An 18,974-nucleotide genomic window follows, 5' to 3' on the forward strand; every position below is an offset into this window, starting at 1 on the left:
CCCCAGCACACGGGGAGAGTCCCGTGTGCTGGGGCGGTTCGGCGTGTGAGGAAGCTAACTCAGGCGCGGGCGGCGTCGTCCGCCGCGTCCTCCTGCGAGCGGTTCGCGGCGAGCTTCTCCTTCGCGCCCGCGACGCGTCCCGAGATCTGCGTGGACATCTCGTCGCGCTGCTTGCGCAGCAGTACGAAGGAGAGCGGCGCGGAGATCACCAGGGCGAGCAGCACGACCCAGGCGGGGTTGGCTTCGCCGAGACCGGCGGGCACCCAGCCCACGTTGACCAGGACGGCGACCAGGACGAGGCATCCGACGAAGATGCCCAGCCGCATCGCGGTGTAGCGGATCGTCGCGCTCGGCTTGAGGGACACGGTGACCCCTTCTCTCTCGTCGGTACTCGCACTCGGTCGACTGCGTGCCCGTCCAGTGAAGCACGGCGCAGGTGCGGACAAACCCGCCGGGGTCATCCGCCGGGGGTCAGTGCAGCGGCAGCAGCATCGTGATGTCGTCGCGGTCGTCCCCCGGGGCCACCCGGATCCCGCCCGGGACGCGGCCGACCTCCTTGTAGCCGCAGGCGGCGTAGAAGCGCTCCAGCCCCATGCCGCCGCGGCAGGACAGGCGGATGGCTTCGACGCCGTCCATCGCGCGGGCGGAGTCGGCGGACGCGGCCATCAGCCGGCGGCCGTAGCCCCGGCCTTGGCGGTCCGGGTGGACCATCACCGTGTAGAGCCAGATCCAGTGGCCCATCAGGGCGTGCAGATTGAGCCCGAGGAAGGCGGCGGCGGCCAGCCCGTCCCCGTCGTGGCCCACCAGGAGCCGCATCCGACCGTCGGCGATCATGTCGAGCTGCTTGATCAGCTGGGGGCGGATGTCGTCCCGGACGACCGGCGGGACGAAACCCACGGCTCCGCCGGCGTTGGACGCGTCCGTCCACAGGTCGAGGAGGGCCTCGTGCAGCGCCGGGTCGATCTGCGGATCCAGAGTGAACGTAAGGGTCATTATGGCAGAGTATCCATTACCCATGAGGGTGGTCCAGCAAAAAGCGCCCCGGTCCGGCATGCGGACCAGGGCGCTCACAAACGCGACGGCAGGGCGTCAGAGGCGCATCGCCTGCGGGGTCTCGCGCAGGTCCGCGTCCGGGCCCGGGTACTCGCGGATGATCTCGTAGCGCGTGTTGCGCTCGACCGGGCGGAAGCCTGCCTCGCGGATCAGCTCCAGCAGATCGTCACGGCCCAGCTTGTTCGGCGTGCCGTAGTTGTCCGCGTCGTGCGTGATCTTGTACTCGACGACCGAGCCGTCCATGTCGTCCGCGCCGTGCTGGAGGGCCAGCTGGGCGGTCTGCACGCCGTGCATGACCCAGAAGACCTTGACGTGCGGCACGTTGTCGAACAGCAGCCGCGAGACGGCGAAGGTCTTCAGCGCCTCGGCGCCGGTCGCCATCGTCGTACGGGCCTGCAGCTTGTTGCGGACCTTGCCGTCCTGCATGTCCACGAAGTCGTGCTGGTAGCGCAGCGGGATGAAGACCTGGAAGCCGCCGGTCTCGTCCTGGAGCTCGCGCAGCCGCAGCACGTGGTCCACGCGGTGGCGCGGCTCCTCGATGTGCCCGTAGAGCATGGTCGAGGGGGTCTTGAGGCCCTTGGAGTGCGCCAGGCGGTGGATGCGCGACCAGTCTTCCCAGTGGGTCTTGTGGTCCACGATGTGCTGGCGGACCTCCCAGTCGAAGATCTCCGCGCCGCCGCCGGTGAGCGACTCCAGACCGGCCTCGATCAGCTCGTCCAGGATGTCGGAGGCCGACATGCCGGAGATCGTCTCGAAGTGGTGGATCTCGGTCGCCGTGAACGCCTTCAGCGAGACGTTCGGCAGCGCCTCCTTCAGCGCGGAGAGCGAGCGCGGGTAGTACCGCCACGGCAGGCTCGGGTGCAGGCCGTTGACGATGTGCAGCTCGGTGAGGTTGTCGTTCTCCATGGCCTTGGCCAGGCGTACGGCTTCCTCGATGCGCATCGTGTACGCGTCCTTCTCGCCCGGCTTGCGCTGGAACGAGCAGTAGGCGCACGAGGCGGTGCACACGTTCGTCATGTTGAGGTGGCGGTTGACGTTGAAGTGGACGACGTCGCCGTTCTTGCGCGTGCGCACCTCGTGGGCGAGGCCGCCCAGCCAGGCCAGATCGTCGGACTCGTAGAGGGCGATGCCGTCCTCACGGGTCAGCCGCTCGCCGGAGCGAACCTTGCCCTCCAGCTCACGCTTGAGCCCAGCGTCCATTCCGGTCGTCTCCTCTACGGGTCCTGTCCTGCCTGCAACCGCCACCCACCGTACTCTTAGCGCTCTTCGGGCAGGTCCCCGACCCGGTTCTCCCACTTCGTGGAGAGCACGATGGTGGTACGGGTGCGCGAGACGCCCTTGGTCCCGGAGAGCTTGCGGATGATCCGCTCCAGCCCGTCCACGTCGCCCGCCCGGACCTTGAGCATGTACGAGTCGTCGCCGGCGATGAACCAGCAGTCCTCGATCTCCGCCAGGTCGCGCAGGCGGCGGGCCACGTCCTCGTGGTCCGCGGCGTCGGAGAGGGAGATACCGATGAGCGCCGTGACGCCCAGGCCGAGCGAGGCCGCGTTGACGGTCGCGCGGTAGCCGGTGATCACGCCGGCCGACTCGAGCCGGTTGATCCGGTCGGTGACGCTGGGGCCGGAGAGGCCCACGAGCCGGCCCAGCTCCGCGTACGAGGCACGTCCGTTCTCACGAAGTGCCTGGATGAGCTGCCTATCCACCGCGTCCATATACCTGGAGCCTTCCATTATTCGGCGATCCCGCAAGTTTACGTATAGAATCAAAGGCGCACAGGGTCAACACCCTGTGAATCTTTCAACAGATCGGCGATGATCTCGCTGATCTGACAACATCAGGAGTGGTTCACCGTGTACACGATCGAGATGGCCTACGCGCACATGCGACAGCTCCAGGAGCTGGCCAACCGATCCCGCACCGACCAGCCCGCCGCCGCCCACCGCGTCGACCGGACCCGCAAGCAGGGCGCCCTCCGCGCCAAGAAGCGCTAGTCACCGCTTGCCTCCCGGGGGCGGGAAGCTCCTCCGAGCTCCCCCTCCCACCTGCGGTACAGCCGGTGCGGCACCCCTGCCGCGTCCAGCACCCGCCCCGCGACGAAATCCACCAGGTCCTGGATGTGCGTCGCACCCGCGTAGAACGCCGGAGAGGCGGGCAGCACCACTGCGCCCGCCTCGTCCAGCGCCACCAGATGCTTGAGCGTCTGCCCGTTCAGCGGGGTCTCCCGCACCGCGACCACCAGTCGCCGCCGCTCCTTGAGCGTCACGCTCGCGACGCGCTGGAGCAGGTCCTTCGACAGTCCGAGCGCCACCCCCGCCACACAGGCCGTGGACGCCGGCACGATCAGCATCCCCTTCACGGGGTACGAGCCCGAACTCGGCCCGGCGGCCAGGTCCCCGGCCCCCCAGTAGCGGACGTCGTCCAGTTCCGGCCGCGGATGCGTCGCGGGCTTGCCGTCCGCTCCGCGCTCCAGCCAGGCCGCGAGATCGTCGCGCCAGTGCGCGTCGCGGAACGCGATTCCCGTCTCGTCGAGGAGGGTCAGCCGCGAGGCACGGCTGACCACGAGGTCCACACTCTCCCCCGCCGCCAGCAGTCCCCGGATCACCGCCGCCGCGTACGGCGTCCCGGACGCCCCGGAAACCCCGACCACCCACGGGGTGCGCTTGCCGTCAGTCATAGCTCCGAGACTATCCGGCCACCGGCGGACGACGCTGAGTAAGGTGTCCCGAGCGTCGAAAGCAGGGGGATCAGGACATGGCCGAAATACCGGGGGACGTACGGCTCGACGCGTGGAACCAGGCAGATCGGGCCAAAGCCGCCGGGAAACTGATGCTGGGCTGGGTGGGCCTGCTCTGGCTGATCGAGGTGGTGGATCTGGCCACCGGACACGCGCTGGACGCGTACGGGATCGTTCCGCGGACCGCGGACGGGCTGAGCGGGATCCCGCTGGCGCCGTTCCTCCACTTCGGGTTCGGCCACGTGGCGTCCAACAGCGTGCCGCTGCTGGTGCTGGGCTTCGTCGCCGCGCTGAGCGGGATACGGCGGTTCCTCGCGCTGTGCGCGGTGGTCGTGGTGGCGGACGGGCTCGGGGTGTGGCTCGTCTCCGGGTCGAACACCGTGACGGCCGGGGCATCCGGGCTGGTCTTCGGGCTGTTCGGGTACCTGCTGGTGCACGGATTCGTCGAGCGCCGGATGGCGGGCGTGCTGGTCGGCATCGCGATCGCCGCGTACTGGGGGACGGGGATCCTGACGGGCATCCTGCCGACGAACACCACCGTCAGCTGGCAGGGACACCTCTTCGGCCTCGTGACGGGCATCGCCGCCGCGTTCCTCTTCCCCCGGCGGGCGGCCCGGGCGTAGGGGGTGTCTTGCCCGGGCCCCCCGCTACAGGGTCAGGCCCCGGGCCACCAGGTCCGCCAGGGCGCAGACGAACAGGGCCATGCCGATGAAGCCGTTGACCGTGAAGAAGGCGCGGTTCAGGCGGGACAGGTCGTGCGGCTTCACGATCGTGTGCTCGTAGAGGAAGGCCGCCACGACGATCACCAGGCCCGCCCAGAAGAACGGGCCGGCCTCCGTCGCCACCGCGTACCACGCCAGCAGAGCCGTGGTCACGGCGTGGGCGCCGCGCGCGCCCCACAGGGCCGCCGGGACGCCGAAGCGGGCCGGGACCGACTTCACGCCGTCCGCGCGGTCGGCGGCCACGTCCTGGCAGGCGAAGATCAGGTCGAAGCCGCCGATCCAGACGCCCACCGCCAGGCCCAGGATCACCGCGTCCCAGGACCACTCGCCCGTCACCGCCAGCCACGCGCCGACCGGTCCCATCGCCTGGGCCAGGCCCAGGATCGCGTGCGGGAAGTTCGTGAACCGCTTGCCGTACGGGTACACCACCATCGGGATCACCGCGATCGGCGCCAGCGCCAGGCACAGCGGGTTCAGCAGAGCCGCCGAGCCGAGGAACACGGCCAGTGCGATCCCGGCCCCGGTCCAGGCCGACCGTACGGACACGGCGCCCGTGACGAGCTCGCGCCCGGCGGTCCGCGGGTTCCGGGCGTCGATCTCGCGGTCGATGATCCGGTTCGCGGCCATCGCGAAGGTGCGCAGCCCCACCATGCAGACGGTGACGAGCAGCAGCTCGGGCCAGTGCATGGTGCGGTCGAGCCGGAACATGGCCGTCAGCGCCGCGATGTACGCGAAGGGCAGCGCGAAGACCGAGTGCTCGATCATCACGAGCCTCAGGAACGCCTTGACCTTGCCGGTCGGCTGCGGCGCCGGGCCGGACCCGATCACCCCGTCGGCGGTCGTCATCATGCGATTGCTCTCCGGAAGTCTTCGAGGTCGGCCAGGAGCTGCGCCGCCGGGAGTGCGCCGAGTTCCACGGTCCGGGGGGCGGCGGCGCCGTCCTCCTCGTCCTCGGGCGGGGTGACCCGGGCGGTCAGCCGCCAGGCGTCGGGCGCCGGGCGGGCGTCGATGCGCAGGAAGTCCCCGGCCTCGACCGTGAACGGCTCGCCCGAGGCCAGGGCGGCCTGGAGCTGCTCCGCGAAGCCGTCCGCCTCGACGTCCCGCGCGCCGGGGAGCTCGAACTCGCCGTGGCCGGGGCCGTCCTCGTACATCAGCGCCCAGACGTCGCCGGATCCGGCGAACTCCTCGGGTGTGACGCCCGCTTCCTCGGCCGCCAGCCGGACGCCCGGGTCCGCCGGGTCGATCCTCGGGCGCAGCAGGGCCACGTAGACGTCGCCGGCCCCGAGGAAGAGCTCGGGACCCCCCACGACCATCGGGCTCACAGGCCGTACTCCTTCCAGCGGCGGTCCACCAGGGCCGCCGTCGCGGGGTCGGACTCCACCATGTCGGGCCAGCCGCCGTCGCGGGTGTAGCCCTCCTCGGGGAGCTTCTTGGTCGCGTCGATGCCCGCCTTGCCACCCCAGAACTGCTGGTACGAGGCGTGGTCGAGGTGGTCGACCGGGCCCTCGACCACCGTGAGGTCGCGGGAGTAGTCCGTGTTGCCGAGCGCCCGCCAGGACACCTCGTGCAGGTCGTGGACGTCGCAGTCGGAGTCCACGACGATGATCAGCTTGGTCAGCGACATCATGTGGGCGCCCCAGATGGCGTGCATGACCTTCTGGGCGTGCTTCGGGTACTTCTTGTCGATCGAGACGATCGCGCAGTTGTGGAAGCCGCCCGACTCGGGCAGGTGGTAGTCCACGATGTCCGGGACGATGATCTTGAGGAGGGGGAGGAAGAAACGCTCCGTCGCGCGGCCGAGCGGGCCGTCCTCCGTGGGCGGGCGGCCGACGACGATCGACTGGAGGAGCGGGCGCTTGCGCATCGTCACGCAGTCGATCTTCAGGGCCGGGAACGGCTCCTGCGGGGTGTAGAAGCCCGTGTGGTCGCCGAAGGGTCCCTCCGGGAGCGTCTCCCCCGGCTCCAGCCAGCCCTCGATGACGACCTCGGCGTTGGCCGGGACCTGGAGCGGGACCGTCTTGCAGTCGACCATCTCGATGCGCTTGCCCGCGACGAAGCCGGCGAAGAGGTACTCGTCGATGTCGCCGGGCAGCGGCGCGGTCGACGCGTACGTCACGGCCGGCGGACAGCCGAAGGCGATCGCGACCGGGAGGCGCTCGCCGCGCTTGGCGGCGACCGCGTAGTGGTTGCGGCTGTCCTTATGGATCTGCCAGTGCATGCCGATGGTGCGCTTGTCGTGGCGCTGGAGGCGGTAGAGGCCGAGATTGCGCACGCCGGTCTCGGGGTGCTTGGTGTGGGTGAGGCCGAGGTTGAAGAAGGACCCGCCGTCCTTGGGCCAGGTGAAGAGGGCCGGGAGCCGGTCCAGGTCCACGTCGTCGCCGGTGAGGACGACCTCCTGGACGGGCGCGGACTCGCCCTTCACCTTCTTCGGCGGCACGTGGACCATCGAGCCGAGCTTGCCGAAGGCCTCGCGGACGCCGATGAAGCCCTGCGGGAGCTCCGGCTTGAGCAGGCCGCCGATCTTCTCGCTGATCTCGCCGTACGACTTGAGGCCGAGGGCCTTGAGGAGGCGGCGGTCGGTCCCGAAGACGTTCATGGCCAGCGGCATCGCCGAGCCCTTGACGTTCTCGAAGAGGAGGGCGGGACCTCCCGCCTTGTTCACTCTGTCGACGATCTCCCCGACCTCCAGGTACGGGTCGACTTCGGCCTTGATGCGCTTGAGGTCGCCCTCTCGCTCCAGAGCCCGGAGCAGCGAGCGGAGATCGTCGTAAGCCATAGGGGCCAGTATCCGTCACCGGCTAGCCTGGGAGCGTCACCGGGGCCCGAGGCGGGTCCCCCGTCACTGCTGGGGAGTCGGTCCCACACCGTGCTGCGCTATCTGCCGTTCCTGCTGATCATCGCGCTGACCATCTACGCCTTCATCGACTGTCTGAACACGCCGGAGGAAGAGGTCAGGCACCTCCCCAAGGTGGTCTGGGTGATCATCATCCTGCTGTTCTCGATCGTCGGACCGGTGGTGTGGCTCTTCGCGGGCCGGCAGCGCTCCGCGGTCGGCGGCGGCCGCTCGCGCACGCAGTGGATCGCTCCCGACGACAACCCCGAGTTCCTGCGCTCCCTGAACGAGGACCGCGACAAGGACCGGGACAAGGACAAGGACTGACCGTCCGCCTCACCGGGTCCAGGGCAGGACGCGGGGTTCCGCTTCCCCCGGGACCGTGACGAGGCCGTCCGAGCGCATCGCCACGTACGCCTCGGCCGCCTCCGGGGCGTGGACGCGGCGCAGTGCGTGCGGCGGGAGGACCAAGGTCCCGCCCGCCGCGACCCTTTCCGTGCGGCCGGCCGAGGTGACGTCCAGAGCGCCGGCGGTGACCGTCCACACCTGTTCGCGGTCGACGGAGTGCTCGGGGCCGGAGGCGCCGGCGGCCATGGCGACGTGCCAGGCGCTGAGTTCGGCGCTGCCCCGGCCGGGCGCGGCCAGACCGGTCATGACCGCGTTGGGCGTCGTGGTGACGTGGTCGGGTGAGGCCGTGATGACGTGCATGGGGAGATCCCTCGTTCCTGAGTCAAGCGGCTTTACTTACTCCACGAGTAAAGCAGCTTGACCCGGTCGTGTCACCATGTTTTCCGTGACGAGAAACGAAGAGACCGGCGGCATCGAGCTCGGCTTCCTGCTCGGGCTCAACTTCCAGCTGCTCATCGGCGAGTTCACCCGGCGGCTCGACGCGGCCGGGTACGGGGACCTGCGGCCCGCGCACGGCATGGCCTTCCAGGTGCTCAAGGGGGGCGGAGCCACCGGCACCGAGCTCGGCGAGCGGCTCGGGGTGACCAAGCAGGCCGCCGGGCAGCTCGTGGACGACCTGGAGAAGCGGGGCTACGTACGGCGCGAGCCGCACCCCGAGGGCGGGCGGCGCAAGCTGGTGGTCCTGACCCGGGCCGCGGAGGAGCACCTCGCCGTCGCCGGGCGGGTCCTGCACGAGCTGGAGGCCGAGCTCAGCACCCGCGTCGACCTCCCCGCCCTGCGCCGGGAGCTCACCGGCCTGCTGCGCGCCCTGGGCGGGGACGGGGAGCTTCCGCCCCTGCGGCCCGTCTGGCATTGAACGCGTTCAAGGCGGCTGCAAGAATGGGCGGATGCCGAGGAACAGCGGGGGTCCGCGGGTCGTCGACACGATCCTGCGCAATCTCCTCGCGTACGGGGTCGCCGTCGCCGCCCTGCTCGCCATGGCCGGGGGCAATCCGCACATCGCCCACTCCACCCCCGCCGTATACGACGCGCGCACCGACGAGATCGTCGGCACCTGGCGCTGCGTCGAGGGCACCGAGGTGGTCTTCCGGGCCGACGGGAGCGCCACCGTCACCCTCCTGAACGGGCAGGAGCGGGACTACGACCACGGCTGGCGGCTCTCCGGAACAGGCACCTGGAAGCTCATCAGCCGGGAGCCCGCGGGCTGGAACTACGGCCAGCACGTGCGCCTGCGCCTGCCCGACCTCTACAAGTGGACCTTCGAGATGCGCCGCGACCACCGGCAGACGCTGGAGCTGTACTTCTTCTACGGCGATCCGGACGCGCGCAGCGCCTACGTCCTGGAGAAGGACCCGTAGGACGAGCGCAGCTCGGCCCAGCGGGCGTCGGTCCACCGGGACCAGTCCGTCGGGTGGCCCTGCAGGGCGGATTCCAGCAGCTCGAAGTGGTGGTGCCAGCCGGCCAGGCAGTCGAGGCGGTCCTCGTCCGTCCCGGCCCGCTCGTTCAGGAAGCGGATCACGGTCGAGTCCGTGCCGACCGCCTCCAGGTGGAAGCGGATCCGGCCGTGCTCGCTCACCGTGTACTCGACGACCCGCTCGACGTCCCACGCCGTGACGTGGCCGGAGACCGTCGTCCCGCCGTTCAGCCAGTGCAGTGTGACGGCCCCGCCGAGCCTGCGCTCCAGGACCTCCGCCGCGGCCAGCCAGCCGCGCAGCCCCTCCGCCGTGGTCAGCGCGGGCCACACGGCCTCGTACGCGCTCGGCACGTGCACCTCGAAGCGCAGCAGCCAGCGGCCCTCGCCGCGGCTCTCGCTGGTGGCATGACTCACCGGTGTCGGTGTCATGCCACCAGCGTCCCACTCCTGCGCGTCAGACGCCCGCGTACGAGTGCTTGCCGCTGAGCAGGATGTTCACGCCGTAGTAGTTCCAGATCCAGCAGGCGAAGGCGAAGAGCGCGAGGTACGCGGCCTTGCGGCCCTTCCAGCCGGCGGTGGCGCGGGCGTGCAGGTAGCAGGCGTACGCCACCCAGGTCACGAAGGACCAGACCTCCTTGGGGTCCCAGCCCCAGTAGCGGCCCCAGGCGTCGCCCGCCCAGATCGCGCCCGCGACGATGGTGAACGTCCACAGCGGGAACACGGCGGCGTTGATCCGGTACGAGAACTTGTCGAGCGAGGCCGCCGAGGGCAGCCGCTCCAGCACCGAGGTGGCGAAGCGGCCCGGCGTGCCGCCGTCCGCCAGCTTGGCCTCGTAGGAGTCGCGGAAGAGGTAGAGCACCGCGCCGGCCGCGCCGATGTAGAAGACCGCGCCGCAGAAGATCGCGGTGGAGACGTGGATCCACAGCCAGTACGAGTGCAGGGCCGGGACCAGCTGGTCACTGGCGGTGTAGAGCCAGGTGGTGGCGATGCCGAGGTCCAGCAGGACCGTGGTGACCAGGATCAGGCCGAGCCAGCGGACGTTCTTCTTCAGCACCAGGAGCATCAGGTACGCGCCGACGGCGACCGTGGAGAAGGTCACCGAGAACTCGTACATGTTGCCCCAGGGGGCCCGCTGCACGGACATCGCGCGGGTCACGACGCCGCCCGCCTCGATGACGAAGGCCAGGGTGGTCAGCGAGACCGCGATCCGGCCGTACAGGTCGCCGTTCTCGGTGCCGCCGGCCGCGCCGGGACCGTCCGGGACGTCGCGGGTGCCGGCGGCGGAGCGGGTGACGACCTTCGGCTTGTCGAGGACCGCCGTGGCCGTGCCGCCCTTGCCGCGCACCTGCACGGCGGGGGCGCCGGCCACCGCGGCCTTGGCGCCGGTCAGCGCCGCGGCCGTACGGCCCACCTTGCTGCGGCTGCCGAAGGTCCACTCGGCGATGTGCGCGAAGAAGGCGAGCATGTAGACCGCCATCGACGAATAGATCAGGTAGTTGCTGATCTGAGCCAAATTCTCGTTGACTTCGGCTGCGAGCGGCGTCATCCGCGCTCCCCTTCGACAGTTGCCTTGACAGGTTGGTCGGGCGCCGTGGGCGCCTGCTGGTGGAGGGCGGCGGCGAGCTGCCCCAGCTCCTCGGGGAGCTTGGCCGACTCGCTGCGGCCGAGGCCCGCCATCTCGACGACGGTCACGCCGTCCTTGCCGGCCACCGCGCGCACCCAGACCCGGCGGCGCTGGATGAACAGGGACGCGGCCAGGCCGCCGATCGCGGCGATCGCGCCCCCGAGGGCGAGCCCGCTGCCGGGCTGCCGGGTGATCGAGAAGGTGGCCCAGCGCTCGATGCCCTCGAACTTCACGGTGCCCGCGCCGTTCGGGAGCTCCATGGTCTCGCCGGGCAGCAGCCGCTTCTTGAACAGCTGCCCGTCGGCGTCCTTGTACTCCTGCATCTTGGAGGTGTTCAGCTGGTACACGTTCTGCGGCAGGCCCGAGTCGACACCCAGGCTGCCGTGGTAGGCGCTGAGGGCGAGGACCGGGAACTTCAGGTCCGGGAACTGGGAGAGCATCGTGCCCTTGCCCTCGCCGGCGAAGGTCGGCACGAACATGGCGTTGAAGCCGAGCTGCTCCTTCTTGCCGTCCTTGTCGCGGTAGCCGTCCGGCACCTTGACCGCGCCCGAGGAGCTCAGGTTCGAGTCGAAGGGGAGCATCGGCACGGCGTCCTTGTAGATCACCTTGCCGGTCGGGTCGGTCACCGAGATGACCGGCGCGTAGCCGTGGCCGAGCAGGTAGACCTTGGACCCGTCGACCTCCATCGGCTTGTTGACCTGGATCTCGCGCTTCTGCGGGGCGCCGTGCGCGCCGTCGCTGAAGGTCACGTACGCCTTGAAGTCGCGCGCGGTGCCCTTCTGGGGGCCGTTCTCCTCGTACGTGGCGTCGAACTTGTCGAGCGTGAAGGAGAAGGGCGACAGGTCGTCGGGGTCGAACCAGCTGCCGTACTTGAAGTCGTCGTACTGGGTCAGCGTGTTCGCGAAGCCCTTGCCGCGCAGGACGAGCTTGCCGCCCTCGGACTTGAACAGCTGGCCCCAGGCGAACGCGATCAGCATCACGATCAGGGCGACGTGGAAGAGCAGGTTGCCCGCCTCGCGCAGGTAGCCCTTCTCGGCCGAGACGGCGGACGTGCCCGCCTCGGTACGGAACCGGCGCCCACCGAGGATCGTCCTCGCCTGCGCGAGGACCTCGTCGGGGGACTTCTCCGTACGCCACGTCGCGTACGCGGGCAGCCGGTCCAGGCGCTTGGGCGCGCCGGGCGGGCGGCCGGTGAGCTGGCCGACGAACTGCCAGGTGCGCGGGACGATGCAGCCGATCAGCGAGATGAACAGCAGCAGGTAGATCGCGGAGAACCACACCGAGCTGTAGACGTCGAAGAGCTGGAGCTTCTCGGCGGCCGGGACCCAGAAGGAGTGGTCGTCCTTCCACTTGGCCACCTTCATCGCGTCGACCTGGTTCTGCGGTACGAGCGAGCCGGGGATGGAGCCCAGGGAGAGCAGGAAGAGGAGGATCAGCGCCACCCGCATGGAGGTGAGCTGCCGCCAGAACCAGCGGATCCAGCCGATCACGCCGATGCCGACGGGACCGCCGGTGTCCTCCAAGGGGGCGGTGGACAGCTGCGCGCCGGCGGCCGCTTCCGCGGCGTCCTCGGACGGGTTCTGCGCCTCGGTGGACGCCTTGTCTGTCGTACTCATGTCCGTGTAGTCCTCAGATCCCCACCGTGAAGGTTTGGGTCCAGATGCGCATGTCGTCGACGATGCCCGCCCACAGACCCGTGACGAGCAGCAGGCCGGTCAGCACCAGCATGCCGCCGCCGATCCGCATCACCCATGCATAGTGCTGCTTCACCCAGCCGAAAGCGCCGAGTGCCTTGCGGAAGGCGATCGCGGCGAGGATGAAGGGCAGGCCCAGCCCCAGACAGTAGGCGACGGTCAGCAGCGCGCCCCGGCCGGCGCTGGCCTGGTCGAGGGAGAGCGTGCTGACCGCGGCGAGGGTGGGGCCCATGCAGGGGGTCCAGCCGACGCCGAACAGCACGCCGAGCAGCGGTGCGCCGATCAGGCCCGCGGTCGGCTTCCGGTGGAAGCGGAACTCCCGCATCGTCAGACCCGGGATCAGGCCCATGAAGAAGAAGCCGAGAACGATCACCAGACCGCCGAGGATCCGGGAGATGATCTCCCGGTTGGCCTGGAGCGTGCCGCCGAAGTATCCGAAGAGCGCGCCGGTGGAGACGAACACGGCCGTGAAGCCGACGATGAACAGGCCCGCGCCGGCCAGCATCCGGCCGCGCCGGGCCTCGGCGAGGTCGGCCCCGCTGATGCCGGTGACGTACGAGAGGTAGCCGGGGACCAGCGGGAGCACGCAGGGCGAGAAGAACGAGACGAGTCCGGCGAGGACCGAGATGGGCACTGCCAGCATCAGGGCCCCGTCGAGGACCGTCGTGTTCACGCCGGCCGGCTCGGCGGCCAGGGTGAGGAGCTCGGGGACCACTCGGTCACTGCTCCGCGAGCACGGGGTCGATCATGGAGCGCAGCTGCTGCTCGTTGACCGCGACGAGCGTGCGGGCGGCGATCCGGCCCTGCTTGTCGAGGACGATCGTGGAGGGGATGGCCTGCGGGTTGAGCGTGCCTGCGGGGAAGCGGAGCATCAGCTTCCCGTCCGGGTCGTAGAGGCTCGGGTAGGTGATCCCGAAGTTCTCCTCGAACGAGGTGGCGTTCTGCTTGCTGCTGTCGCGGGTGTTGATGCCGACGAACTGCACGTCCTTGCCGGCGTCGGCGAGCTCCTTCGACACCTTCGCGAAGTACTTGGCCTCACCCCGGCACGGCGGGCACCAGGAGCCCCACACGTTGAGGACGACGACCTTGCCCTTGAGGGCGGTGGTGTCGAGCGTCTTCCCGTCGACGGTCTCGCCGTCCAGCTTGGGGGCCTCGGTGCGCGCGTCCTTGGCGACGGTGGAGATGCCGCCGGCGCCGGTCACGTAGTTGCCGCCGGAGGAACCGTTCGGCTTGCCGCCGCCGTCGCTGCACGCCGACAGGGTCAGAGCGCTCGCGAGGGTCACCGCGGTGAGCAGGAGAGCACGGCCAATTCTCATGTGAAAAGTTTCGCATGAGCGATTTGCGGATCTTTCCCGCCCCCCGAGGGTGCGCGGAGCCGCTGGTCAGACGGCGGAGAGGTACGCGTTCCAGCCGCCGGCCGGCGACTGACCCGGGGCCAGCTCCTGGAGCCTGGCCAGCAGCTTGGGGTCCTGCACGTCGATCCAGTCGGTGAACTGCCGGAAGGAGACGAGCCGTACGTCCTTTTTGTCCGACATGCCCTTGAGCGCTTCCTCGACGGCGTCCATGTAGATGCCCCCGTTCCACTCCTCGAAGTGGTTGCCGATGAACATCGGCGCGCGGTTCGTCTCGTACGCCCGCCGGAAGCCTCCGAGGTAGGAGGCGGTGGCCTGGGTGCGCCAGGCCGGGTAGTTGGAGGGCATGCCCCGGGTGGTGTTCTTCGACTGGTTGGCGAGGATGTTGTAGTCCATCGACAGCACCTCGAAGGAGTGTCCGGGGAACGGCATGGACTGCAGCGGCAGGTCCCAGACGCCCGACTTCTTCGCCGGCCACACCTGGACGCCGCCGGGCGAGGAGGCATCGTAGCGCCAGCCCAGCTTCTGCGCGACGGGCAGCAGGCTGTCCTGGCCCAGCAGGCACGGGGTGCGGCCGCCGACCAGCTCCTTGCGGTAGTCGAACGGCAGTGGTTCGAGGTCGGTGAAGCCGGTGTTGGTCCGCCAGCCGGTGACGAAGGACACGGCCTGGTCGATCTCGCTCTGCCAGTCGTCCGCGGTCCAGTGGGCCACGGAGCCGGAGCCGCCGCAGAAGTGGCCGTTGAAGTGGGTGCCCACCTCGTGGCCGTCGAGCCATGCCCGGCGAACACAGTTGAGGGTGTTGCGGACGTTCTCGTCCTTGAGGTAGCCGATGTCGGAGGCCCCGACCGGGTTGTTCGGCGGCTTGTAGAGGTCCTTCTTCGACTCGGGCAGGAGGTAGAGGCCGGAGAGGAAGAAGGTCATGGCCGCGCCGTGGTCCTTGGCGAGCTTGAGGAAGCGCGGGAACAGGCCGTTGCCGATCTCTCCCGCGCCGTCCCAGCTGAACACCACGAACTGCGGTGGCGTCTCACCCGGCTGGAGCGGTACGGGCCTGGCCGGCTGGTGGGGCTGCGGGCCGGTGTCCGCGGTGGAGCCGTCGCCGATCGGCCGGACGGCTGCCCCGGACGGGGAGCCACCGGGGCCTCCGGGGGCGGGGCGGCCCGGGCCGCCGCCGGCTCCGCAGCCGACGACACCGGCCGCGACCGCCGCCGCGCCGAGCCCGAGCACTCCCCTTCGGGTGAAGTCGCGCTTCGTATCGCTCATGAATAGTCACATAAACGGACTTTTCAGCGAAGTCGAGTCTCGGCGCGGCGATTCCCGTACGACTTGTACGAGTTTTTAGGCGCCGAACGCCTTGGACCCGCCCTTCACCGGCTTCGCACCCGCGAGCAGATGAGCCGGCACCAGGTCCCGGGCCGGCTCGCTGTAGCCCACCGACACCAGCCGGTCGTCCTCGTACGTGAACGACGTGAGCGAGGCCAGCGTGCACTGCCGGCGCCGCGGGTCGTGCCACAGCCGGCGCTTCTCCGCGAAGCTGCGCACGATCCAGATCGGCAGCTGGTGGCTGACCGCCACCGCCTCGTGGCCGCGGGCCGCGTCGCGCGCCGCCTCGATGGCGCTCGTCATCCGCACGACCTGCTCCACGTACGGCTCGCCCCAGGACGGCTTGAACGGGTTCGTCAGGTGCTTCCAGTTGGCGGGCTTGCGCAGCGCGCCGTCCCCGACGCCGAAGGTCTTGCCCTCGAAGACGTTCTCCGCCTCCAGCAGCCGCGCGTCGCTCGCCACCACCAGGCCGTGGTTCTTGGCCACCGGCGCCGCCGTCTCCTGCGCCCGCTCCAGCGGGGAGGAGACCACGTACGTGATGTCACGGTTCTGCAGGTGGTCCGCGACGCGCTCGGCCATCTCGCGGCCCAGCTCGGAGAGGTGGTAGCCGGCGCGGCGCCCGTACAGGACCCCGTCCGGGTTGTGCACCTCGCCGTGGCGCATCAGGTGGACGACAGTGATCTCGCTCATGCGGTGGCCTCCGGGGTGGCCTGCGCGGCGGCGCGGGCGGCGGCGGGCAGCGCTGCCGCGATCCGCTCGACCGCCTGCTCGTCGTGGGCGGTGGAGACGAACCACGACTCGAAGGCCGAGGGCGGCAGGTAGACGCCCTGCGACAGCATCGAGTGGAAGAAGCCGTTGAAGCGGAAGGACTCCTGCTTCTTGGCGTCGTCGTAGTTCTTGACCTCGTCCTCGGTGAAGAAGACGGAGAACATGTTGGACGCGGTCTGCAGCCGGTGCGCCACGCCCTCCTTGGCGAGCGCGTCCGTGACCAGGCCCTGGATCTGAGCGGAGACCGCGTCGACCTTCTCGTACGCGGCCGCGTCCAGCAGCCGCAGCTGCGCGAGGCCGGCCGCGGTGGCGATCGGGTTCCCGGAGAGCGTGCCCGCCTGGTAGACCGGGCCGACCGGCGCCAGGTGGCCCATCACGTCGGCGCGGCCACCGAAGGCCGCGGCCGGGAAGCCGCCGCCCATGACCTTGCCGAAGGTCATCAGGTCGGGCTTGACCCCGTCGACGCCGTACCAACCGGCGCGGGAGGTGCGGAAACCCGTCATGACCTCGTCGGAGATGTACAGCGCGCCGTTCTCGCGGCACAGGTCCGCCAGACCCTGGTTGAAGCCGGGCGCCGGGGTCACGACGCCCATGTTGCCCGGCGCGGCTTCGGTGATCACGCAGGCGATCTCGCCGGGGTGCGCGGCGAACGCCGCCCGCACCGCTTCGAGGTCGTTGTACGGCAGCACGATCGTGTCGCCGGCCTGCGCGCCCGTCACCCCGGGGGTGTCCGGCAGCGCGAAAGTTGCCAAACCGGAACCGGCGGCGGCCAGCAGCGCGTCCACGTGGCCGTGATAGCAGCCCGCGAACTTGACGACCTTGGCCCGGCCCGTGAAGCCGCGCGCGAGGCGGATCGCCGACATGGTCGCCTCGGTGCCCGAGGACACCAGGCGGACCTGCTCCACGGGCTCGATGCGCTCGACGATCTCCTCGGCGAGGGTGACCTCGCCCTCGCCGGGCGTGCCGAAGGAGGTGCCGCGGGCGACGGCGGCCTGAATGGCCTCCACCACGGCCGGGTGGGCGTGGCCGAGAATCATCGGTCCCCACGAGCAGACCAGGTCGACGTACTCGCGGCCGTCGGCATCGGTCAGGTACGGACCGGTACCGGACACCATGAACCTGGGCGTTCCGCCCACGGCGCGGAAGGCGCGCACCGGAGAGTTCACGCCGCCAGGCGTCACGAGGGACGCGCGGTCAAAGAGAGTCTGCGAGACTTTGGCTTCATACGGGTACGGGTAGCTCACACCAGCCATGGTCTCATCAGGCCGCGACTGACTTGCGGACGGGCGTTTCACCGCGCCGCCCCGGGGGAGGTCACTGCCATGATGATCAGGCTGCGTGGCGGGGGCCGCGGGGCCGGGGCAGGCAAGACCAGTCGGGTGGAGATATGCAACGCGGTGGTGGACCGGGCGAGGGTACGGACGGCCTCGACCCGCAGCGCGCCCGCGAGGCCCGCGAAGCCCGCCGACGGGGCAAGCACCGGCGCCGGGCCGCGGACGCGGCCGATCCGGTGCCCGGACCGCTGGAGTCCCCCGACGGCCTGCCCAAGGGCCGCGGCATGGGCGTGACGTACAAGTACTTCGGCGCGCCCGACGGCGCGACGGCCGCCCGCGTCCCCGTCACGATGCGGCCCGAGGAGCTCGGCGGCGACGAGCTCGGCATGGGCGGCCTGTTCACCAAGATCAAGCCGGAGACGGTGGCCGCGATGGTCCTGACCGGCATCGAGGGCATACCCCTGCACAAGGTGCCCCCGCTGGAGCTGGTCGTCCTCCATCCCGACTACGCGGTGGTCAAGCTCCCGATGACCGTGGTCGACCCGCTGCGCGGCATCGGCGAGGAGTCGGTCGGCGCGGCCGCCTTCATCTGGTCCACGGTCCCGGACCGGGGCGGGCCGCGCGACGCGTTCAACGTCTACCAGCTGCTCCACGAGTGGCAGGACTTCAGCCACCGCCTGCACGAGGCGGGGCACCAGCCGTACTGCCTGGTCTGGCCCTGACCGTTCCGCCCGGCTAGCCGGCCGCGAGGATCTTGTGGGCGCACTCGCGCAGCGGAGTGATCCGGATGCGCGCCGCGGCGCCGTTGTGGACGGCGTTGGTGACGATGACCACGTACCGGCCGGTGGCGGGGGCGAGGTGGAGACTCGTACCGGTGAACCCGAGGTGGTAGGCCACCGTCCCGCCCGCGTCCAGGATCCAGCCCAGACCACGCTGCAGACCTGCCTCGATCTGCGCCTGCGGCACCAGGCTCATCCGGAACCACTGCCCGAGCGGGGTCTGCCGCCCGGCGAGCAGGTGCTCGGCGTACGTCGCCAGGTCGGCCGCCGGCGCGAAGACCCCGGCGTGCCCGGCGACGCCGCCCATGATCGCCGCGTTCTCGTCGTGGGCGGCGCCCCAGAGCCGGTCGTGGCCTTCGTGGCGCTCGGTAGGCGCGACGCGCGGCTCCTGCCTGACCGGGCCGTACGCGGTGTCGGCCATGCCCAGCTCGGCCCACAGCCCGGTGGCGAGCTCGTCCAGCGGCCGGCCGTGCACATGGGCGAGGGCCAGGCCGAGCAGGATGTAGCCGCGGTTGATGTAGCGGTGGATGCCGGGGAGGTTCTCCATCAGCTCGTGGCAGATCAGCTCGTGCAGCGGGCGCGCGGTCAGGTCGTAGAGGTCGAAGCGGGTGGCGGCCCGCAGCCCGGAGGTGTGCGAGAGCAGCTGCCGTACGGTCGCCTCCCCGCTCGGCATCGCGCCGTCCATCGGCGGCAGGAACTCCCGCACGGGCGTGTCGAGGTCGAGCAGGCCCTCGTCGACGGCGCGGCCGACGAGCGGCCAGGTCGCGGTGACCTTCGTCAGGGACGCGATGTCGTACACGGTGTGCTCGTCGGGGGTGCCGGGGCCGGTGAACGGGGACACGACCCCGGCCGACAGGACGGCCCGCTCGCCGGCCGCCGTACCGCAGACGACCACGCCTCCCGGGGTGGCGCCGTCCGCGACGATCTCGCGCAGCACGTCGTCCAGTGCGGCCTGGTCCATCGGGTTCATCTACGCCTCCGGCTCGCTGGATGGTGATC

24 protein-coding genes are annotated in these 18,974 nt (G+C 70.3%); 6 read left to right on the plus strand and 18 right to left on the minus strand.

Translation table 11 applies throughout. From position 1 onward, the window contains the following. Positions 1 to 59 precede the first annotated feature (59 nt). From ACFXGI_RS24295 to ACFXGI_RS24310, 4 genes are all read right to left on the minus strand, one after another. A complete protein-coding gene (locus tag ACFXGI_RS24295; protein ID WP_384710544.1) occupies positions 60 to 326 on the minus strand; it encodes a DUF4229 domain-containing protein in 267 nt (88 codons plus the stop codon). A gap of 145 nt (positions 327 to 471) precedes the next feature. Next, positions 472 to 993 (minus strand): GNAT family N-acetyltransferase, encoded by a 522-nt coding sequence (locus ACFXGI_RS24300; protein ID WP_384710286.1) that lies wholly within the window; start codon positions 991 to 993, stop codon positions 472 to 474. Between the two features lie 96 nt (positions 994 to 1,089). Beyond that, the gene (gene mqnE / locus ACFXGI_RS24305; RefSeq protein ID WP_384710289.1) at positions 1,090 to 2,253 is read right to left on the minus strand and encodes an aminofutalosine synthase MqnE; all 1,164 of its coding nucleotides are present in this window, start codon (positions 2,251 to 2,253) and stop codon (positions 1,090 to 1,092) included. A gap of 56 nt (positions 2,254 to 2,309) precedes the next feature. Beyond that, entirely contained in the window at positions 2,310 to 2,765 is a 456-nt protein-coding gene (locus ACFXGI_RS24310) for an Lrp/AsnC family transcriptional regulator (protein ID WP_030864586.1), read from the minus strand. Between the two features lie 138 nt (positions 2,766 to 2,903). On the opposite strand from ACFXGI_RS24310, the gene ACFXGI_RS24315 reads away from it, so the two are divergent. Then, positions 2,904 to 3,044: a hypothetical protein gene (locus ACFXGI_RS24315; protein WP_199813687.1), complete on the plus strand. Its 141-nt coding sequence runs from the start codon at positions 2,904 to 2,906 to the stop codon at positions 3,042 to 3,044. Here the strand turns inward: ACFXGI_RS24315 and ACFXGI_RS24320 are convergent. Next, on the minus strand, positions 3,041 to 3,727 hold the full coding sequence (locus tag ACFXGI_RS24320; protein WP_384710293.1) for a UbiX family flavin prenyltransferase: 687 nt from the start codon (positions 3,725 to 3,727) through the stop codon (positions 3,041 to 3,043). The genes ACFXGI_RS24315 and ACFXGI_RS24320 overlap by 4 nt on opposite strands. A gap of 77 nt (positions 3,728 to 3,804) precedes the next feature. Between ACFXGI_RS24320 and ACFXGI_RS24325 the strand changes: the two genes are divergently transcribed. Next, entirely contained in the window at positions 3,805 to 4,410 is a 606-nt protein-coding gene (locus ACFXGI_RS24325; protein WP_384710296.1) for a rhomboid family intramembrane serine protease, read from the plus strand. A 24-nt stretch (positions 4,411 to 4,434) separates the two neighbouring features. On the opposite strand, the gene mqnP is transcribed toward ACFXGI_RS24325, so the two are convergent. From mqnP to ACFXGI_RS24340, 3 genes are read right to left on the minus strand one after another with little or no spacing between them, the layout of a single operon-like run. Then, positions 4,435 to 5,358 carry a menaquinone biosynthesis prenyltransferase MqnP gene (mqnP, locus tag ACFXGI_RS24330; protein WP_384710299.1) on the minus strand — a complete coding sequence of 308 codons (924 nt, stop codon included), beginning with the start codon at positions 5,356 to 5,358 and terminating at the stop codon, positions 4,435 to 4,437. Further along, positions 5,355 to 5,822, minus strand: coding sequence for a hypothetical protein (locus ACFXGI_RS24335; protein WP_384710547.1), 468 nt, complete (start codon positions 5,820 to 5,822; stop codon positions 5,355 to 5,357). Before ACFXGI_RS24335 ends, mqnP begins: the two co-directional genes overlap by 4 nt. A 5-nt stretch (positions 5,823 to 5,827) precedes the next feature. Continuing rightward, on the minus strand, positions 5,828 to 7,285 hold the full coding sequence (locus tag ACFXGI_RS24340) for a menaquinone biosynthesis decarboxylase (RefSeq protein ID WP_030161238.1): 1,458 nt from the start codon (positions 7,283 to 7,285) through the stop codon (positions 5,828 to 5,830). Positions 7,286 to 7,375: 90 nt separating this feature from the next. Between ACFXGI_RS24340 and ACFXGI_RS24345 the strand changes: the two genes are divergently transcribed. Further along, positions 7,376 to 7,669 (plus strand): PLD nuclease N-terminal domain-containing protein, encoded by a 294-nt coding sequence (locus ACFXGI_RS24345; protein ID WP_384710303.1) that lies wholly within the window; start codon positions 7,376 to 7,378, stop codon positions 7,667 to 7,669. Between the two features lie 9 nt (positions 7,670 to 7,678). Here the strand turns inward: ACFXGI_RS24345 and ACFXGI_RS24350 are convergent, their stop codons facing one another. Then, on the minus strand, positions 7,679 to 8,050 hold the full coding sequence (locus tag ACFXGI_RS24350) for a cupin domain-containing protein (protein WP_384710306.1): 372 nt from the start codon (positions 8,048 to 8,050) through the stop codon (positions 7,679 to 7,681). Between the two features lie 76 nt (positions 8,051 to 8,126). Between ACFXGI_RS24350 and ACFXGI_RS24355 the strand changes: the two genes are divergently transcribed. Both ACFXGI_RS24355 and ACFXGI_RS24360 read left to right on the plus strand, forming a co-directional pair. Beyond that, positions 8,127 to 8,606: a MarR family winged helix-turn-helix transcriptional regulator gene (locus tag ACFXGI_RS24355; RefSeq protein WP_384710309.1), complete on the plus strand. Its 480-nt coding sequence runs from the start codon at positions 8,127 to 8,129 to the stop codon at positions 8,604 to 8,606. 31 nt (positions 8,607 to 8,637) lie between these two features. After that, a complete protein-coding gene (locus tag ACFXGI_RS24360; protein ID WP_384710312.1) occupies positions 8,638 to 9,108 on the plus strand; it encodes a hypothetical protein in 471 nt (156 codons plus the stop codon). On the opposite strand, the gene ACFXGI_RS24365 is transcribed toward ACFXGI_RS24360, so the two are convergent. The 8 genes from ACFXGI_RS24365 to hemL all read right to left on the minus strand — a co-directional run bounded on the left by ACFXGI_RS24365 (position 9,084) and on the right by hemL (position 17,175). Further along, the gene (locus ACFXGI_RS24365; RefSeq protein WP_384710315.1) at positions 9,084 to 9,593 is read right to left on the minus strand and encodes an SRPBCC domain-containing protein; all 510 of its coding nucleotides are present in this window, start codon (positions 9,591 to 9,593) and stop codon (positions 9,084 to 9,086) included. The genes ACFXGI_RS24360 and ACFXGI_RS24365 overlap by 25 nt on opposite strands. Before the next feature lie 25 nt (positions 9,594 to 9,618). After that, the gene (gene ccsB, locus ACFXGI_RS24370) at positions 9,619 to 10,710 is read right to left on the minus strand and encodes a c-type cytochrome biogenesis protein CcsB (RefSeq protein ID WP_384710318.1); all 1,092 of its coding nucleotides are present in this window, start codon (positions 10,708 to 10,710) and stop codon (positions 9,619 to 9,621) included. Next, the gene (locus ACFXGI_RS24375) at positions 10,707 to 12,404 is read right to left on the minus strand and encodes a cytochrome c biogenesis protein ResB (protein WP_384710321.1); all 1,698 of its coding nucleotides are present in this window, start codon (positions 12,402 to 12,404) and stop codon (positions 10,707 to 10,709) included. Before ACFXGI_RS24375 ends, ccsB begins: the two co-directional genes overlap by 4 nt. 13 nt (positions 12,405 to 12,417) lie before the next feature. Next, entirely contained in the window at positions 12,418 to 13,125 is a 708-nt protein-coding gene (locus ACFXGI_RS24380) for a cytochrome c biogenesis CcdA family protein (protein WP_384710550.1), read from the minus strand. A gap of 76 nt (positions 13,126 to 13,201) precedes the next feature. Further along, positions 13,202 to 13,798, minus strand: coding sequence for a TlpA family protein disulfide reductase (locus ACFXGI_RS24385; protein ID WP_384710324.1), 597 nt, complete (start codon positions 13,796 to 13,798; stop codon positions 13,202 to 13,204). Between the two features lie 66 nt (positions 13,799 to 13,864). Next, positions 13,865 to 15,094, minus strand: a complete 1,230-nt coding sequence (locus ACFXGI_RS24390) for a hypothetical protein (RefSeq protein ID WP_384710327.1) — start codon at positions 15,092 to 15,094, stop codon at positions 13,865 to 13,867. A 75-nt stretch (positions 15,095 to 15,169) separates the two neighbouring features. Continuing rightward, positions 15,170 to 15,844 (minus strand): histidine phosphatase family protein, encoded by a 675-nt coding sequence (locus tag ACFXGI_RS24395; protein ID WP_384710330.1) that lies wholly within the window; start codon positions 15,842 to 15,844, stop codon positions 15,170 to 15,172. Further along, the gene (gene hemL / locus ACFXGI_RS24400; RefSeq protein ID WP_384710333.1) at positions 15,841 to 17,175 is read right to left on the minus strand and encodes a glutamate-1-semialdehyde 2,1-aminomutase; all 1,335 of its coding nucleotides are present in this window, start codon (positions 17,173 to 17,175) and stop codon (positions 15,841 to 15,843) included. Before hemL ends, ACFXGI_RS24395 begins: the two co-directional genes overlap by 4 nt. Positions 17,176 to 17,480: 305 nt before the next feature. On the opposite strand from hemL, the gene ACFXGI_RS24405 reads away from it, so the two are divergent. Continuing rightward, complete coding sequence (locus ACFXGI_RS24405; protein WP_030161262.1) at positions 17,481 to 17,918, plus strand: hypothetical protein; 438 nt, start codon at positions 17,481 to 17,483, stop codon at positions 17,916 to 17,918. Between the two features lie 13 nt (positions 17,919 to 17,931). Here ACFXGI_RS24405 and ACFXGI_RS24410 read toward each other — a convergent pair whose 3' ends face one another. Beyond that, complete coding sequence (locus ACFXGI_RS24410; protein WP_384710336.1) at positions 17,932 to 18,945, minus strand: serine hydrolase domain-containing protein; 1,014 nt, start codon at positions 18,943 to 18,945, stop codon at positions 17,932 to 17,934. Positions 18,946 to 18,974: the final 29 nt, after the last annotated feature.

The organism is Streptomyces sp. NPDC059355, assembly GCF_042752335.1.
Taxonomy (GTDB): Bacteria; Actinomycetota; Actinomycetes; order Streptomycetales; family Streptomycetaceae; genus Streptomyces.

Excerpts from the sequence above, each read along its gene's own strand:
- ACFXGI_RS24295 (WP_384710544.1), bottom strand. The coding sequence starts at position 326 with ATGCGGCTGGGCATCTTCGTCGGATGCCTCGTCCTGGTCGCCGTCCTG.
- ACFXGI_RS24300 (WP_384710286.1), bottom strand. The coding sequence starts at position 993 with ATGACCCTTACGTTCACTCTGGATCCGCAGATCGACCCGGCGCTGCAC.
- mqnE (WP_384710289.1), bottom strand. The coding sequence starts at position 2,253 with ATGGACGCTGGGCTCAAGCGTGAGCTGGAGGGCAAGGTTCGCTCCGGC.
- ACFXGI_RS24310 (WP_030864586.1), bottom strand. The coding sequence starts at position 2,765 with ATGGACGCGGTGGATAGGCAGCTCATCCAGGCACTTCGTGAGAACGGA.
- ACFXGI_RS24320 (WP_384710293.1), bottom strand. The coding sequence starts at position 3,727 with ATGACTGACGGCAAGCGCACCCCGTGGGTGGTCGGGGTTTCCGGGGCG.
- ACFXGI_RS24325 (WP_384710296.1), top strand. The coding sequence starts at position 3,805 with ATGGCCGAAATACCGGGGGACGTACGGCTCGACGCGTGGAACCAGGCA.
- mqnP (WP_384710299.1), bottom strand. The coding sequence starts at position 5,358 with ATGATGACGACCGCCGACGGGGTGATCGGGTCCGGCCCGGCGCCGCAG.
- ACFXGI_RS24335 (WP_384710547.1), bottom strand. The coding sequence starts at position 5,822 with ATGGTCGTGGGGGGTCCCGAGCTCTTCCTCGGGGCCGGCGACGTCTAC.
- ACFXGI_RS24340 (WP_030161238.1), bottom strand. The coding sequence starts at position 7,285 with ATGGCTTACGACGATCTCCGCTCGCTGCTCCGGGCTCTGGAGCGAGAG.
- ACFXGI_RS24350 (WP_384710306.1), bottom strand. The coding sequence starts at position 8,050 with ATGCACGTCATCACGGCCTCACCCGACCACGTCACCACGACGCCCAAC.
- ACFXGI_RS24355 (WP_384710309.1), top strand. The coding sequence starts at position 8,127 with ATGTTTTCCGTGACGAGAAACGAAGAGACCGGCGGCATCGAGCTCGGC.
- ACFXGI_RS24360 (WP_384710312.1), top strand. The coding sequence starts at position 8,638 with ATGCCGAGGAACAGCGGGGGTCCGCGGGTCGTCGACACGATCCTGCGC.
- ACFXGI_RS24365 (WP_384710315.1), bottom strand. The coding sequence starts at position 9,593 with ATGACACCGACACCGGTGAGTCATGCCACCAGCGAGAGCCGCGGCGAG.
- ccsB (WP_384710318.1), bottom strand. The coding sequence starts at position 10,710 with ATGACGCCGCTCGCAGCCGAAGTCAACGAGAATTTGGCTCAGATCAGC.
- ACFXGI_RS24375 (WP_384710321.1), bottom strand. The coding sequence starts at position 12,404 with ATGAGTACGACAGACAAGGCGTCCACCGAGGCGCAGAACCCGTCCGAG.
- ACFXGI_RS24380 (WP_384710550.1), bottom strand. The coding sequence starts at position 13,125 with ATGCTGGCAGTGCCCATCTCGGTCCTCGCCGGACTCGTCTCGTTCTTC.
- ACFXGI_RS24385 (WP_384710324.1), bottom strand. The coding sequence starts at position 13,798 with ATGAGAATTGGCCGTGCTCTCCTGCTCACCGCGGTGACCCTCGCGAGC.
- ACFXGI_RS24390 (WP_384710327.1), bottom strand. The coding sequence starts at position 15,094 with ATGAGCGATACGAAGCGCGACTTCACCCGAAGGGGAGTGCTCGGGCTC.
- ACFXGI_RS24395 (WP_384710330.1), bottom strand. The coding sequence starts at position 15,844 with ATGAGCGAGATCACTGTCGTCCACCTGATGCGCCACGGCGAGGTGCAC.
- hemL (WP_384710333.1), bottom strand. The coding sequence starts at position 17,175 with ATGGCTGGTGTGAGCTACCCGTACCCGTATGAAGCCAAAGTCTCGCAG.
- ACFXGI_RS24405 (WP_030161262.1), top strand. The coding sequence starts at position 17,481 with ATGGGCGTGACGTACAAGTACTTCGGCGCGCCCGACGGCGCGACGGCC.
- ACFXGI_RS24410 (WP_384710336.1), bottom strand. The coding sequence starts at position 18,945 with ATGAACCCGATGGACCAGGCCGCACTGGACGACGTGCTGCGCGAGATC.